Here is a 14,888-nt window from a genome sequence, read left to right as displayed (position 1 = left end):
CGCTAATGTCTTCATTTTCTTTGGTGGGATTCTACTATCCCAAATAACATGGTCTAAAAGATTTAAAAATGTATTTATTCCAAAAATCAAGGAAAAGCTAAAGAAGCAGGATAATTTCAATATTTCCATTACCAAAAATCAATTACAAAAGTTATACAATGGTTTTGTCCAATACGATATGATTCATTCGGAACAAACAAATCTGGATGATTTTATTGAAGTCTTTTTAAAAGATTGGCATACTCACAATTCTAAAATATTTTTTAAACTGGATGCCCCAAGCTGTCGGGAATTCTATGAACTTTTTAAATTGAAGTTCCCTACAAACTCATTGAGCCTTATTGACTTTTTCAAAAGATCGGATACTATACGGAGAAAAGATGGCAAACCCTATAAGTATTCTACCATCAAAGATGCTAAATCCAGAACCCCCGTTTCCAACCGAAGCGAAGACCTAAAGGCCATTTTTGAAAGTTTATAACATTCTTTGCTTGCCTTTCTTCCGAATATGTATGCATTGCTGATAAGGCGTACTTTTCTTTTCCCTTCCCATACTAGCTTAGCATCAGAATTCTAATAAAAAGAACAAAGGCCTTTGTCTATTGTCAAACTATAATTTTTATGATAATGGATAATATCGAACTAGAACAACGACTCGACAGAATCGAGCGATTACTAATTGCAAATAAAGAAGTACTGACCTTTGAAGAAGCCTGTGAATACATGGGAATCTCCAGAAGTTTTCTTTATAAACTGACTTCTACAAGAAAGATTCCACACTCCAAACCCAACGGTAAAATGATATTCTTTGAGAAGAAAAAGCTTAATGTCTGGTTGTTGCAGAATGGGAGAAAATCAAAAGAAGAAATAGAATCCGAAGCTCTTAAGTACAGTCTAAACAATAACACAAAATAGTAATGGGGAGGGAGAAAAAATTGATTCAGGTATGGAAAAGTTTTACCCGTTTGAGTGAGAATTCAAGATGTGTCATTGTCATGACAAATCTTGCTTTTGCTCCCGAAGGTCGCAAAAGGGAAAAAGATGTATGAAAAGAGAATTCGTACAATTCAGGTGCTCTGTCTATGAGAAAAAACTGTTGAAGGTTAAGGCCAAAAAATCGGGTTTGTCAATTAGCGAATATTGTCGCCGAGCCGCCTTTGATGACAGAATCATTGAACGTCTTACCGAAGATCAAATTGAAGCCTATAAGCTGTTGGTCAATTATCAAAACAATTTCAAACGGATCGGAAATATGTTCAGAAAGCGGAACCCTCGACTTTCTGAAGAAGTCACCCAATTAGCAAAAGAGATCAGGGAACACCTTTTAAAATTCAAAAGATGATTGGCATGGGGAAATCCATATCGCACACATCGGCATCAATGACCTATGGGCTTCGAGAAGAAAAGAAGCCTGAAATTATTCACAGCCAATATTTGGCCGGGGAAACTCCCAAAGAAATCACTGAGGAGTTCAAAATAATCCAACAGCAAAACGAACTGTGTAAAAAGAATACACTCAGCTTTGTGCTAAGCCCTACTATTAAGGATGGCAAGAAAATGGAAAACAAAGAATTGAGGGAAATAACTGAACGCTTTTTAAAACAGATGAAATTACAGGAGAACCAAGCTATTGCCTTTGTCCACAGAAACAGGCAACATGTACATATCCATCTCTATACAAACCGTATCAATTTTCAAGGTCAGGCCTACAAGGATAATTTCATTGGAAAACGAAGTCAATTGGCTGCCGAAAGAGTTGCAAAAGAAATGGGATTGACTACAGTACGTGATGTTCAACAACAGAAAATGGAACAGGCCAGGGATGCAAGGATCATTCTCAAAAGAATCCATGAAAAAGTGATTAGCGAGGTCAGGCCAAGGGACTTTGACCAGTACATAAAGGCTATGGAAGGTCATCCCGTAAAGGTCATCCCTTCTATCAACAAACAGAACCAATTGCAGGGTTTTCGGTTCGAATTCGCCGGGCAAAACCTAAAAGGTAGTGAGGTACACCGTTCCATGTCAATGAATAAAATAGCGGAACGAATCGGATTCAACCAAAATGCCATTGAAAAGGCTAGAACAGAAAAGGCAATGCATCTATTGGGGAAAACAGTGTCTGTCACCCCAAACCTTGCAACCAAAATAGCGGCAAAGGTTATCAAACAAACCATTAAAAGAACCATAGGTAAAGGAGTTGGAATAGAAATATAGAATTATGGCAAAACTGGACGAAATAGCAGAACTGTTGACCGAGGAAATAAGAAGTTTTGAAACCTCCGTTAACCGATTGGAAAAATTGCAACAAGAAATAAAAACTCTTAAAATTCAACCAGACTCTTCGGGAATCGACCATATCCTCAAAGGATACAACGATTCCCAAAAAAAGGTGATGGAAGAACAAAATAAGCTGTTGGCAAACGTAATCTATCATACTAAAAGGTCAATGGCCTTGCCTAAGTGGTCAGTAAAACTGTTTTGGGCATTATCGGTAATCATATTATTGATTTTAGTGTATGCCCTATTTCAGGTTTCGCGAATATCCGAAAAAGAGGAAGCTGCCTTTTCTGAAGGTGAAAGCAATGCTGTTCGGCACTATGAGCGATTTATGGAGGAAAACGCAGAGGCAGGTGTCCTTTATGAAGAATGGCGCAACGCCAAGGGCAAAAAGTAGTTTGCGCCCTATAGAATTTCTTCTTCTCGCTTATCTTCCCGAACACGGAAGAAATTCCACAGGATCCACGCGCAAAGTTTGGGGTAAGATTTGGGGTTAGATAATATTTAAGTTAAATTCAATACGATAAGTTATTTAGGATATGTTTTTATTGCCAAGTGAAGAAAACTCATTTCCTCCACTATACAGATACAAAAAAAATCTCGACTCATTGCTAGGCTCAGATTTTTCAGATAAATCATTTAAAGAGATTAACAATTTTTACTATGATAATGCCCTAATACTCCCTAGTGCAAAAGAAAAGTTACATCCTGAAGCATTTGAAAACTTTTATTTCTATAGAGTAAGAATGAATATTGATTTTAAATCCACTGATACAAATCTAGTAAACACTTATTCCTATCCTTCTCCAAGCCTATGTAGAAAAAATGGACGATCAAATGTTGCCGGAACTTCTGTTTTTTATTGTTCTGATAGTGCAAATTCTGCTATACACGAAATGAAACCAAAAATTGAAGATGTCGGTTTCTTAAGTGTTTGGAAAATTAAGGTAAATAGACCGATTAAGCTTGCATGCTTGCTTCCTGTTTCCTTGAAACGCCACAACCCATGGTGGGAATTCACTCAGAATGTCCATAACGACCAACTTAAACTATGGAATAAAAACTATCCAAAACTTAATGACCACTATATGGCTCTCACAAACTTCATTGGTAACGCATATAGATTAAAAGACCCTAGATATTCTCTTTCATCTTTTATTTCAAAGAAGCTAATGTTTGAAGATATTTACAATGACTTTATTCTGTATCCTAGTTTTTCAACAGAAGAGACCTATGCTAATATGGCTTTTCACCCAAACTTTGTAGACAATCATATGGTTCTGCATAAAGTATTTCAATTTAAAATTATGAAAATGATTGAGGGTACCGCGGCTTTTTCAATTGGATTAGTTGGAGAATTGGAAAATGGCAAAATGAGCTGGAGAAGAAAGAATGTTTATGACCGTGATGTTTTAGACAGCTTTCAAAGATTTACGGGAGATAGAAATTAAAAACTATTACAAATATTGAAATTTAATTACATTTAGTGTAATTTTAATGTATCTTTACATTCTAAATAAACATTATCTATCAATTGCACGTTATTTCATTTAAAAAGCTAAGGGAATATTTTTCAAAAGAAACCAATGCCAAAGTGGCTTTGCAAGATTGGTATAAAAAAGCAAATAAAGCAGAATGGGAAAGTTTTTCGGACTTGAAGAATACTTTCAATTCGGCTGATAGCGTTGGAAATGGGAGATTTGTTTTTAATGTTAAAGGTAACCACTATCGGATAGTGGCCATTGTACGGTTTAAATTCAAGAAAGTATTAATTCGATGGGTCGGGAATCATAAGGATTACAACAAAATAAAGAACATTGATAAATTATAGTGGTATGGGAAAATTAATAACACACGAAGAATACGTCAAAGCAAACCTTCGCTTAGAAGAGTTGATAGATGTAGTTGATGACAACACTCCAACCGATGACCCATTGGCCAAGGAATTTATGGAGGTTACTGATATTATAGAACAATACGAGGAGATTCATTTCCCTATCGGATTACCCACCCTACAAGAAATGATCGAGCTTCGTATGTTTGAAATGGGCCTGAAAAGAAAAGACCTGGCTGCACTTTTAAACACCAGTGCGTCGCGAATCAGTGATTACCTAAATGGAAAGCGTGAAATTACTTTGAACGTTGCCAAGGCTTTACACCAAAAGTTGAACATTGACAGTGACATTATTCTTCAATAGAAGTTGTTAACAAACAAAAGAACAATAAAGGCAACAAAAAGGGTACACCTTTTTTCCACCCCTAACCTCTCCACTCCCCTATTCATGGGCACTGTAAGATATTGCATAGGGAAGTAATCCTACTATTTTTTTATTATATTAAATTGATTATCAATATTTTGTTGATAACTCGTTCACGGTATTTCTCAGGTCATTTCATTACTTTTTATCTTACAACATCGTATGGATGCAGGATATCTGGAGAAATTCCCTAAATACTGAACGCTGAAGTTTTTATGTTATATTCAAGATTAAAAAATTTGAAATTGAAATAAACGGAATCAACAATTGGTGAATCAAAACAACCCCGATTTTTCAAAATTTATAACCTTCGTTTATCCAGCTCTATATGTTTAAAAAACTAATTGGTTTTGTGGTTCCTGCTCTTCTTTCCCTCCTCTACTTCGGATGTGTGGATCCTGTAGCTCCTGAGTATATCTTCATTGGGGATCAAATCATCATTGAAGGATTGGCTTCTTCCGTACCGGGCACTTCGTATGTAACTATAAATCAAACAAGTTCAGATTTTGGTATTTATCGGAACCTTTTTCAAAAAGGGGCCACGGTAACCTTTACCAATGTTGATACGGGCCAAATACTTCTCTTGGAAGAAAGGGAGGATGTGTATGTCCCTTCAGAAGATTTTGTGGTAGCCACAGGGGAAACTTGGGAACTGGATGTTGTTTTGGCCGATGGAAGAAATTACAAATCCCGACCTGAAACCGTTGTTGAGCCGGTGGAAGTTTCTAAAATTCGAGCCGAGTATAACAAAGAGGTCATTTTTAGGGAGGACTCAGGAAAATTTGTTCCCGGTCATTCCATTTTGGTAGATTTTGAAGATCCCCCGAACAAGAAAAATTACTATTTCTGGCGTTTCCGTTCATTTGAAAGACAGACGTATTGCGAGGTATGCTATGGAGGTAATTTTAGGGATGGCGAATGTAAGCCGAATAACTCAGGAGCATCAGGATATTATTTTGTATACTATTGCGAGCAGAACTGTTGGAGGATAAGGTTCAACGAGAGTATTGAAATTTATGACGACAAATTTAGTGATGGCACCTCTATCCGTAACCTGCCCGTTGGCAATGTCTTATTATACAACAAGGAAAATATTTTGGTCCAATTAGAACAGGTTTCGGTATCCTACGATGCCTATGAATACTACAAAAGACTTAAGGATATTGTCGACAACAACGGAAATTTTGATGCTCCCCCTCCCTCTGTGGTAGTTGGAAACATCTTTAACCCGGGCAATACTGATGAAATCATACTGGGTAGGTTCACTGCCGCTTCCACCTCACAGGCTTCTATTTTTATAGAGCGCAACCAAATATTGGAAGATATGATTGAAAGCATCCTGGACCCGATATCGGAAACAGACCCACCATATAGGCCAAATATTACCACAGCACCCTGTGACGAATCTCGGACAAGAACGTCTATTCGTCCAGAAGGCTGGATTGGTAACTAGTTTGGAATATTCGGTGATTACAAAATAGTGTTCAACACATGCGGCCATATTATCTCTTAGCAGCCCTGATCGCCATTTCTTTCGTAAAGGAAATACGTGCACAGGAATACCAGATGTCATTCAAGATCTTGAATATGAACACTGGCATTGGTGTGGAGAATGCAGAAATAGGGATTGAACCATGCAGATGTGGAGGTGTATCGGATGAACAGGGAAGATTCTCCATCACCCTTCCAGAAGCCAACTACCAAGTTACCGTTTCCTACATTGGTTTCGCTTCCGAGGTTAGGCATGTAGTATTGAACCAGAATATTTCTTTGAACATCATGCTTACTGAAAAAAATGAAGAACTTTCCGAGGTCATTGTAAGGGCAAAGAAGATGGATGAAAACCTCAATATACCACAAATGGGAGTGGTACGTTTAACACCAAAAGAACTGAAGATGATTCCCTCGGCTGTGGGAGAGTCCGATGTACTGCGCTCAATGGTCCTTTTGCCAGGTGTTAACAATGCAGGGGAAATCAGCAATGGCCTTTCGATCAGGGGAGGCTCTTTGGACCAGAACCTGATCCTTTACGACTATGCTCCCATCTTTAATCCAACCCACCTTTTTGGCCTTTTTTCGGTATTTACCCCGGATGCCATATCCTCTACGGAGCTTTACCGTGCCAACATTCCGTCCCGCTATGGTGGAAGGGCCACCTCCGTGCTCGATTTAAAAGTGAAGAATCCCTATGTGGACAAATTGAAACTGACCGGGGGAATCGGTCTAGTTTCCAGCAGGCTGAATGTGGAGACCCCTCTGGTAAAGGACAAACTGATGTTGTTCGCTGGGGTGCGGGCAGGATTTACGGATTTTTTGTTGCCGCTTTTTTCCGAGCGTCTTAAAGACACCAAGGCCCGATTTTACGATAGTACTTTAAAGCTTTTGTATCTGGCATCGGAAAAAGACCAAATTTCACTTACCGGATTTGTGTCAAAGGATTTTTATCAACTTGATCTTGTTACCCAAATCCAAAACGTTAACGCAGAAAACAATCAATATGATTTCAGTACGTTGAACGGCACCTTGAACTGGTCCCACAGTTTTTCCAACAATGCCAATCTCCGGACCGTGTTATTGGCCAGTGACTATACCCCAAAAATAATTTTCCCAGAACGGGACATCGATAATGATATTGTTTACAAATCGAAAATCAACTATCTCAGTTTTATATCTGAATATTCTAAAAATGTCAGTGCTGCAATAGATTATTATATCGGGGCGCAGGCCAATCGGTATACGATAAGTCCGGGAGCTTTGGACCCCGGTACTTCGGACGTATTGTCCGTTTCCTTGGAAAAAGAGACAAGCTATGAATTTAATGGTTATGCCAACATCGATTGGTCTGCTTTGGAAAAGCTTTCGCTCTCCGGAGGTCTCCGTTTCAGTCATTTTGTACTGGTAGGTCCCTATACCCAGAACTTCTATGATGAGGTTACTGGGGAACCATTGGGTTTTAAGGAATTCGAAAAAGGTGCTGGAGTCAAGACGTATAATGGTATTGAGCCGAGACTGGGCCTAAACTGGAAATTAGGGGAAACCACTTCCTTGAAAACCAGCTATGCAAGGCTGAACCAATACCTACAAAACATATACAATAGCACTACCCCTGTACCGACTTCTCGTTGGAAGACAGCCGATCCCTACGTGCAGCCGCAGAAAAGTGACAGTTATGGCCTGGGGCTATACAAAAATCTATGGAACAATGAACTGGAAGTTTCCTTGGAGGGCTACTACCGAAGGGCACAAAATGTATTGACCTATAGACCGGGAGCCGACTTTTTCCTCAGTGATGATATAAACCAAGATGTTATTCAAGGTGAAGGCAAAGCCTATGGAGCGGAACTCAGTTTTAAAAAATCAACGGGGGATATCAACGGTTGGGTCAATTATACTTGGTCCAGAAGCCTTTTACGATCTCAAGTTGATAACATTGGGGACAGGATCAACAACAATGACTGGTACCCTTCAGATTTCGATAGAACGCACGTTTTTAACGGAACCGTAAACTTTGAGACGGACAAGTTCAACACATGGAGCATCAATTTTACGGCCCAGACTGGTAGGCCCTATACGGCGGCCAATGGCATTATAACCATTGAAGGAATAGATACACCTTTGTTTTTGGAGAGAAACAATGCCCGTTTGCCCGTATATCATAGGCTGGATTTCTCATGGAACATTAGAGGGGTAAAAAGCAGGAGCAAGCGATGGTCGGGTGACTGGACCTTTACCATCTACAACCTATACGCAAGAAAAAACCCGTACAGCATTTATTATACACAACGCAACGGCACCGAAAATTCCGAGGTTTTCCTGAACAGTCCCCTGGGCGCCTACGAGCTTTCCATTATCAACAGCCCATTGATTTCACTGACCTATAATTTTGTTTTTCAATAATTTTTGAAAGCTTAACCTGACTAAAGGGGAAACGGCTAAGGTGTTTTTCAAGATTTGTCCTAAGTGACAAATGTCACAGTATGCCCCATTGGGCCAGCGTACCTTTGAATTGACCGTTATCGAATAATGGGTCAAAAATTTTAAAGATACATCGGGATGAAACATACTGTGAAAATCCTGGGGACCGGATGCCCCAAATGCCAAAACCTGACTAAAGTAGTAAAAGAGGTAATTAGTGAAAATAAATTGGATGCTTCTGTGGAAAAAGTGGAGGACATCCTGGAAATAATGCAATATAATGTGATGATCACCCCTGCATTGGTGGTAGATGAAAAAGTGGTCATGAAAGGTCGTATACCCTCCAAGGAAGAAGTATTGGCCTTATTAAATTAACCAATCCCTATTTTCAAGCACGATGTTCAATTGGTTGGAACGGATGGCCAAATGGCTTGTTTATGATGTTTTGCGGATGCCACCTGAAGATCACTTGGCCAAGGCGCTTGACTTTTTCATTTATGACAGCATCAAAATTTTATTGCTGCTCTTCACAGTAGTCGTTATAATGGGTGTTATCAACAGTTATTTCCCCATTGATAAGGTCAAAAACTACTTGTCCCGCAAAAAACTGTACGGTGCCGAATTTTTAATGGCCAGCCTTTTTGGGGTGGTCACCCCCTTTTGCTCCTGCTCCTCGGTTCCTTTGTTCATCGGTTTTGTTCGAGGTGGAATTCCTTTGGGTGTCACTTTTGCCTTCTTGGTGACTTCCCCTTTGGTGAACGAGGTGGCGATAGGATTGTTCGTGGGGCTATTTGGACTGAGGACAACACTACTTTATGTGGTCAGTGGAGTTTTGCTAGGAACGATTTCAGGACTGATCCTTCAAAAATTGAAACTGGAAAAACACCTGACCCCTTGGGTAAAAGAAGTTCTTGCCAACGCACAGATGGAACAAAATCGATTTGTAGCTGAAAAACAAACGCTCAAACAACGTTTGCCCATCATTTGGCAGGAAGCCTTAAAAATTTTGAAAGGTGTTCTACCGTACGTCATCATCGGTATTGCCATTGGTGGATTGATGCACGGATACATTCCATCTGGTTTTTTTGAAAAATACATGGCCAAAGACAATCTATTTGCCGTTCCCATTGCAACACTATTATCGGTACCCATGTATTCCAACGCCTCCGGTATCTTACCTGTGGTACAAGTTTTGGTAGACAAAGGCATTCCTTTAGGAACGGCCATCGCTTTTATGATGGGAGTAGTTGGTCTTTCCTTACCAGAAGCCATGCTACTGAAAAAGGTGATGACAATGAAATTAATTGGAATATTTTTTGGTGTTGTTATGCTCTGCATCATGGTTTCGGGTTATCTTTTCAACATGATATTGTAATAATACCGAAATGAAAAACTTGAATCTATTACCTATCCTTTTTTACATTTTTGTTGGTTGTCAACTCAATGCCCAAATGCCCAAGGTACATTCCATTGGATCCATGAAAGATATGGGCAGCACCTATGATCTCCATGTTTTATTGGATACCATTTCACCAAAATCCCATTTATATGGCATGGGTCCTTACGATAGAATGAAAGGTGAAATCACCGTTGTTGATGGTAAGCCCTATTTTGCCACTGCCTTTGAAGAAGGAAAATACCAAGTGTCTACCGAGTGGGACATTCAATCACCTTTTTTTGTATATGCCGATGTAAAGGAATGGAAGGTTTTTAAAATTACCAGTTCTTTCAATTGTGTGAAAGGTATTCAAGATGTTGTGGCATCCATAGCACAGGCTAACGGATATGATTTACAAAAACCTTTCCCCTTTATCATCAAAGGAGCTTTTGATGAACTCACGGCCCATATCGTCACCCCTAGGAATCCAGAAGTAGAAGGATATCGCGAAGGTGTCAAGTCCCAAAAATTTACGTTTGGTGATACCCAAGGTGAACTTGTTGGGTTTTATTCCGAAAACCATCAAGGAGTGTTTACCCATGCCAATAGCTTTGTACACATCCATTTTTTGAAGAAGGACAAAACATTCATGGGTCATTTGGACGAAATCAGCACAAAGTCGTCATCCTATAAATTGTACCTGCCCAAACGGAAGTAATCCGATCAATTCTTTTTGGTCTTGAACCAATAACTTACGCCTACGGACCAATAGAATACATTTTTCAAATCTTCTTTGTAAACCCCGTCATCCGTGGTGAGGGTAGCAGGGGTTTGTGGAAATGCCCACGTGGGTGAGAACGAGAAAATAAAATGCTTATGTTGGTAGTGTACGGGCAGACCCAACTCCAAATTGAGCACATTGAATTCCGAAGCTTCCGCTATTTCTACATTGATGACCTCTTCTGTTATGGATGAACCTCCCTGACCTTTGCCTTGGCCCTTTCTGTTCCCCAAGCGACTTGTAGTGTAATATTCCTGATAAAAATATTGTGATCCGGCAAAGATTGAAAACTTGGGGTCGATAAGCAGTTGTTTCTTCATTGCGTAAATTGGTTTATCTACCATAAAACCCAAGAAAAGATCCAGGGAACTATTCTTATTGAAATAAGTACTCGCATATACGGAAAGCTCCAACAATTTAAAATCATAACTGAGCAATCCCGTAATATCTGCCACCACTTCCGATTGCACATTGTAACTATCCTGATTGTAGAAATACGCGGTTCCCGAAAGACCACCGCTCCAATTCTTGGTATCGAACATGTATCCCCCAGTGACATAAAAAAGGTCCACACGCTGATTACCTGAGCTTGTCAGATAGGAAGCCGTTACATCAGCAAACAGACCCGACTTGTCATAATATCCAATGGAAGGCAGTAAGTAGGGAGCAGCAATGGAATCGCTCCTACCCATAAAGATGGCGTCGTTCATGTAACTCAAGTCTACAAGAACATAGGATTTTTCCTCTGCGGTGTTTTGCTTGCTTGTTTTTTGGGCAAATGCTCCCCATAGACCCAATAGCATAAACAAAACGATATAAACACTTTGTTTCATGGCTCCTGATTTTTAGATTGAGGGACCATGCCGCAATGCGGCATGGTCCCGAAACCAAATACAACTACATGACCTGTCCGGCTTTCTTCTTTTGAAGATTTGCCTTTTTGGATTTCATGTTCATCATATTTTTTTGGAGCATCATTTTGCGATGTTGGTACATATTATTGAACCTTACTCCATCAATGTTCAAACACTCACCATTTTGTAGTCTTAACCGTTGACGGTCTTGGTTCATGTAAGTGCCATCAGGGTTTATGGTCGTTCCGTTGGCCAATTCCAATTGCTGTTGTAACCTGTTTTGGGATTGGGTCCTGATTTGGTAAAGTTCACCATCAATGAGCATTAGTTGATATCTGTTTTGGTTCCTTGCTTGGATCTGGGCATTGGTTAACCCTTTGTCATCCTGCATCATTTTGTAACGATATTGGTACTCGTTTCGATACTTGATGCCATCGTTGTCCAAACATTCCCCATCACGCAATCTGAGGCGATCACGATCCGGAGTAACATAGGTTCCATTTAGGTTTACAACCGTTCCATCTGCTAAAGTAATGGGATCTTGTAAGCGTACTTGGTCACGGTCACGTATTTGTAGTACGTCACCATCTACCAACATTAAGCGGTCTCGATTTTGATCGGGGTCCTGGATCCTATCCCTGTCCCTATCCTGTGCCTGCAGTGTCGCTGTTCCCAGAACAACCAACACCATTAACCAAAATTTTTTCATGGTACTCGTTTTTAAAACTTATTGTACCAAAGGTATTTTCAAGGGATGGCTAGAACAATGACTTTAATCACTAAACCACTTATTATCAATTATTTAGAATGATTAAATAGTAACAAAGGTTACATAAGGAAATCCCTGCTACTTCTTTACATAGCGATATAGATCATCGGTTGCCTGTAATAGTTTGCCTTTCAACGAGTTGTTCAAATCCGGATGGGTTGCCAAATATTTTTCCGTCAGTTCATACGCCTCGGAAGACTGGTATTGACCAACTGTTGCACTGAGCCAACGTTTTGGAAAAAAGATGTCGCCTGTTTTCTGTATTTCTTCCAGCAGATCGAGGGCCAAGGGTAATTGTTCAATGGCTGTTGATTGATGTAGCGGATGATGGATATACCCACAGGCGGTCAAGACCCAAGCTTCCTTTTCCCGGTTCTTGGCATCCCGGAAAGATTCAAAAAAGGTGGCTCGCACCGATGCATCCGGCGAAAGTGCTGGGGCCAAAAAATCAAAACGCTTTAACTGATCCGGATTGTCCAATGCCTTTTTGGCCGTTACTAAAATTTCATCTGATTTGGGATGGGCATACAGGGCCAAGGTCATAGCCATACTTGTATAATCGTCCTTGTTGAGTTTAAGATCAGGAATTTTAAGGTCTTTATTCCAGATTTGGTATAATTTATGCCTGGCATCTTCGGAATAGGCCATCCCCTTCCACAAACCAAAAATGTTCTTTTTGATATTGGCAACATGGTTTCCGTTCGTTAGCTCTTTCCAAAGCACTGTTTCAAATCTAGGTTGTTGCCTAGCTCTTTCCTCAGGAGATAGATAACTCCAAAACACGCTGCTGATCTGTCCACAAAGCAAACCATGCACCAGCTCATTTTGCTCCGATCGCACCCCGCCCAAAAACAAATCTATGCCCGTCTTTGGTTCTAAATTACCTGTCAAAATATTTTCATACGAATTCAAATACGCATAGCCCCTAGCTACTTCATCCTGTAATTTGGGAATCCAATCCAAGTCGCTTTCCTTTATTGGAAATACCCCATAACCGAATGCATTGGAGTTGTAGATAATGGCTTCTGGTTTTCTTAGACCAATGGCTTCTTCAATTACGGCAGAACGTACATCCGTGCTAAAGGGAATTACAAAAGTGCTGTCAGGGTATACCAATGTGATTTCAAAGGTTTGGGGCCAAATTTCATCACTCCCGTTTTCAGCCCGTTGGCTAAGGGTGAAGGTTTTGATCTTGTCATTCTCATACGTAAGCCCTTCAGTAAAAATAGGTCGCCCTGACTGGTTTACCCACACCTCGCTCCATTGCTGAAGGTCTTTGGGTGTCCTACCATCCAAAATGCTTACCAAATCGTTCCAAGTGGCATTCCCGTAGGCGTATTTGGAAATATATTCCCGAATTCCTTCCCTGAATTCCTTTTCACCAATGGCGGCCTCCAGCTGACGCATCATGATGGGAGCCTTGTTGTAAATGATACCACCGTACAGACTGCCCGCATTTTTCAGATTGTCCAATTCTTGCCGAATCGGGTTGGTACCCTTTGTCCTATCTTCCCCATAAGCACCTTGATAATGGGAGTTCATGAACTGTAACCTATGGTTGATATCCGGAAAAGTGGGGTTCACGATCTTATCTGCCATAAAATTGGCAAATACCTCCTTCATCCATACATCATTGAACCAATTCATGGTTACCAGATCTCCGAACCACATGTGCGAGGTTTCGTGTGCAATGAGTTTGGCCCTACCCATTTTTTGCCGTTCCGTGGCACTTTCATCCAAAAACAATACGGGCTCTCGATACTGAATGGCCCCAACATGTTCCATACCACCATATTGGAAACCTGGTATGCCCGCAAAATCCAATTTTTGAAAAGGAAATTGGTATTGGGTATATCCTTGGAGAAAATCGATGGACTTTTGGTGTATTTCAAAAACTGGCCATGTACTCAATTTTATCTTGGTAGAATCCGTTTCCCTATAGAGAAAGGTCATATCGAAGATGCCCGGGTTCTCAGTAACCGATTCAAACTTTCCTGCCACAAAAGAAAAAAGGTAGGTACTCATGGGATCACTTTCCCCAAATTGATAGTGGGCTTTACCTTCTTGTTCCGAACTTGTCACCAAAGGCGCCCCACAAAGTACCTTCCACGATTTTGGAGCCGTAATATCCAGTTTATACCTTGCCTTTATGTTAGGTTGGTCAAAGCAAGGAAACAACGTACTGGCCCTATCTGGAACCAAGAGCGTGTATAAAAAATCATCATTTCGATTGAGGGACTGTTCTCCTGCGTGAAATTGAACCTGTATAGTGTTTTCACCCTTTTGGAGATTCTCTGTGATGATCAAATGCTCCTTTTGATGATCGATATGCTGTTTTTCACCATTTACCACTAGTTCCTTCAACAAATTGGCATCCGCATTAAAATCCAGATACAAGGGTTGGGAAAGATTGTGCAGCTCCAATTTCAATTCCAGTTTTGAAGGTATGGGAGACGACTTTCCTTCTGGAATATCAAAAGAAAGTGCATATACCACATTGGAGACCTGTGAACGGCGGTATTCTGCCATTTTTAGGGGAATCCCAACATCCAATAGATCCACTTTTGGAGCGGTTTGGCAAGCAGCAATAAGTACTATGAAGCAAAGTGAAATGGGTCGGTTCCTTTTCATTTTGAAGTGTTTGGTTTAGGTGCCA

At 40.3% G+C, this 14,888-nt stretch carries 16 protein-coding genes; 13 read left to right on the top strand and 3 right to left on the bottom strand.

The annotated features are described in order from the left end of the window. Positions 1–310 precede the first annotated feature (310 nt). From GTK07_RS19165 to GTK07_RS04945, 13 genes are all read left to right on the top strand, one after another. Positions 311–481: a hypothetical protein gene (locus GTK07_RS19165; protein ID WP_183114787.1), complete on the top strand. Its 171-nt coding sequence runs from the start codon at positions 311–313 to the stop codon at positions 479–481. A 146-nt stretch (positions 482–627) separates the two neighbouring features. Next, on the top strand, positions 628–915 hold the full coding sequence (locus GTK07_RS05000; RefSeq protein WP_119646671.1) for a helix-turn-helix domain-containing protein: 288 nt from the start codon (positions 628–630) through the stop codon (positions 913–915). A 130-nt stretch (positions 916–1,045) separates the two neighbouring features. Then, positions 1,046–1,342, top strand: a complete 297-nt coding sequence (gene mbpA, locus GTK07_RS04995) for a mobilization protein MbpA (protein ID WP_116218978.1) — start codon at positions 1,046–1,048, stop codon at positions 1,340–1,342. 5 nt (positions 1,343–1,347) lie between these two features. Beyond that, entirely contained in the window at positions 1,348–2,214 is an 867-nt protein-coding gene (locus GTK07_RS04990; RefSeq protein WP_235855397.1) for a relaxase/mobilization nuclease domain-containing protein, read from the top strand. A 4-nt stretch (positions 2,215–2,218) separates the two neighbouring features. Further along, a complete protein-coding gene (locus tag GTK07_RS04985) occupies positions 2,219–2,674 on the top strand; it encodes a DUF6730 family protein (protein WP_119646492.1) in 456 nt (151 codons plus the stop codon). Positions 2,675–2,816: 142 nt separating this feature from the next. Continuing rightward, entirely contained in the window at positions 2,817–3,728 is a 912-nt protein-coding gene (locus GTK07_RS04980) for an RES domain-containing protein (protein ID WP_119646493.1), read from the top strand. A gap of 143 nt (positions 3,729–3,871) precedes the next feature. Continuing rightward, positions 3,872–4,108 (top strand): type II toxin-antitoxin system HigB family toxin, encoded by a 237-nt coding sequence (locus GTK07_RS04975; protein ID WP_235855398.1) that lies wholly within the window; start codon positions 3,872–3,874, stop codon positions 4,106–4,108. Positions 4,109–4,112: 4 nt separating this feature from the next. Beyond that, positions 4,113–4,475 (top strand): helix-turn-helix domain-containing protein, encoded by a 363-nt coding sequence (locus GTK07_RS04970; RefSeq protein ID WP_119646495.1) that lies wholly within the window; start codon positions 4,113–4,115, stop codon positions 4,473–4,475. Positions 4,476–4,863: 388 nt separating this feature from the next. Further along, positions 4,864–5,988, top strand: a complete 1,125-nt coding sequence (locus GTK07_RS04965; protein WP_163633666.1) for a DUF4249 domain-containing protein — start codon at positions 4,864–4,866, stop codon at positions 5,986–5,988. Positions 5,989–6,026: 38 nt separating this feature from the next. After that, positions 6,027–8,432 carry a TonB-dependent receptor gene (locus GTK07_RS04960; protein ID WP_163633664.1) on the top strand — a complete coding sequence of 802 codons (2,406 nt, stop codon included), beginning with the start codon at positions 6,027–6,029 and terminating at the stop codon, positions 8,430–8,432. Between the two features lie 156 nt (positions 8,433–8,588). Next, on the top strand, positions 8,589–8,825 hold the full coding sequence (locus GTK07_RS04955) for a thioredoxin family protein (RefSeq protein WP_163633662.1): 237 nt from the start codon (positions 8,589–8,591) through the stop codon (positions 8,823–8,825). A 22-nt stretch (positions 8,826–8,847) separates the two neighbouring features. After that, positions 8,848–9,825: a permease gene (locus GTK07_RS04950; RefSeq protein ID WP_163633660.1), complete on the top strand. Its 978-nt coding sequence runs from the start codon at positions 8,848–8,850 to the stop codon at positions 9,823–9,825. 10 nt (positions 9,826–9,835) lie between these two features. Continuing rightward, complete coding sequence (locus GTK07_RS04945; protein WP_163633658.1) at positions 9,836–10,546, top strand: acetolactate decarboxylase; 711 nt, start codon at positions 9,836–9,838, stop codon at positions 10,544–10,546. Positions 10,547–10,551: 5 nt separating this feature from the next. On the opposite strand, the gene GTK07_RS04940 is transcribed toward GTK07_RS04945, so the two are convergent. The 3 genes from GTK07_RS04940 to GTK07_RS04930 all read right to left on the bottom strand — a co-directional run bounded on the left by GTK07_RS04940 (position 10,552) and on the right by GTK07_RS04930 (position 14,863). Then, positions 10,552–11,442, bottom strand: coding sequence for a hypothetical protein (locus GTK07_RS04940; protein WP_163633656.1), 891 nt, complete (start codon positions 11,440–11,442; stop codon positions 10,552–10,554). 64 nt (positions 11,443–11,506) lie between these two features. Beyond that, positions 11,507–12,172 (bottom strand): DUF6799 domain-containing protein, encoded by a 666-nt coding sequence (locus GTK07_RS04935; protein ID WP_163633654.1) that lies wholly within the window; start codon positions 12,170–12,172, stop codon positions 11,507–11,509. A gap of 138 nt (positions 12,173–12,310) precedes the next feature. Next, a complete protein-coding gene (locus GTK07_RS04930; protein WP_163633652.1) occupies positions 12,311–14,863 on the bottom strand; it encodes a M1 family metallopeptidase in 2,553 nt (850 codons plus the stop codon). Positions 14,864–14,888 lie beyond the last annotated feature (25 nt).

Origin of the sequence: Flagellimonas sediminis (genome assembly GCF_010500845.1) — a bacterium.
Taxonomy (GTDB): Bacteria; Bacteroidota; Bacteroidia; order Flavobacteriales; family Flavobacteriaceae; genus Flagellimonas; species Flagellimonas sediminis.
The sequence above is the reverse complement of the archived record's forward strand: the minus strand, read 5'-3'. Positions and strand labels throughout refer to the sequence as shown.

Excerpts from the sequence above, each read along its gene's own strand:
- GTK07_RS05000 (WP_119646671.1), top strand. The coding sequence starts at position 628 with ATGGATAATATCGAACTAGAACAACGACTCGACAGAATCGAGCGATTA.
- mbpA (WP_116218978.1), top strand. The coding sequence starts at position 1,046 with ATGAAAAGAGAATTCGTACAATTCAGGTGCTCTGTCTATGAGAAAAAA.
- GTK07_RS04990 (WP_235855397.1), top strand. The coding sequence starts at position 1,348 with ATGGGGAAATCCATATCGCACACATCGGCATCAATGACCTATGGGCTT.
- GTK07_RS04985 (WP_119646492.1), top strand. The coding sequence starts at position 2,219 with ATGGCAAAACTGGACGAAATAGCAGAACTGTTGACCGAGGAAATAAGA.
- GTK07_RS04980 (WP_119646493.1), top strand. The coding sequence starts at position 2,817 with ATGTTTTTATTGCCAAGTGAAGAAAACTCATTTCCTCCACTATACAGA.
- GTK07_RS04970 (WP_119646495.1), top strand. The coding sequence starts at position 4,113 with ATGGGAAAATTAATAACACACGAAGAATACGTCAAAGCAAACCTTCGC.
- GTK07_RS04965 (WP_163633666.1), top strand. The coding sequence starts at position 4,864 with ATGTTTAAAAAACTAATTGGTTTTGTGGTTCCTGCTCTTCTTTCCCTC.
- GTK07_RS04960 (WP_163633664.1), top strand. The coding sequence starts at position 6,027 with ATGCGGCCATATTATCTCTTAGCAGCCCTGATCGCCATTTCTTTCGTA.
- GTK07_RS04955 (WP_163633662.1), top strand. The coding sequence starts at position 8,589 with ATGAAACATACTGTGAAAATCCTGGGGACCGGATGCCCCAAATGCCAA.
- GTK07_RS04950 (WP_163633660.1), top strand. The coding sequence starts at position 8,848 with ATGTTCAATTGGTTGGAACGGATGGCCAAATGGCTTGTTTATGATGTT.
- GTK07_RS04945 (WP_163633658.1), top strand. The coding sequence starts at position 9,836 with ATGAAAAACTTGAATCTATTACCTATCCTTTTTTACATTTTTGTTGGT.
- GTK07_RS04940 (WP_163633656.1), bottom strand. The coding sequence starts at position 11,442 with ATGAAACAAAGTGTTTATATCGTTTTGTTTATGCTATTGGGTCTATGG.
- GTK07_RS04935 (WP_163633654.1), bottom strand. The coding sequence starts at position 12,172 with ATGAAAAAATTTTGGTTAATGGTGTTGGTTGTTCTGGGAACAGCGACA.
- GTK07_RS04930 (WP_163633652.1), bottom strand. The coding sequence starts at position 14,863 with ATGAAAAGGAACCGACCCATTTCACTTTGCTTCATAGTACTTATTGCT.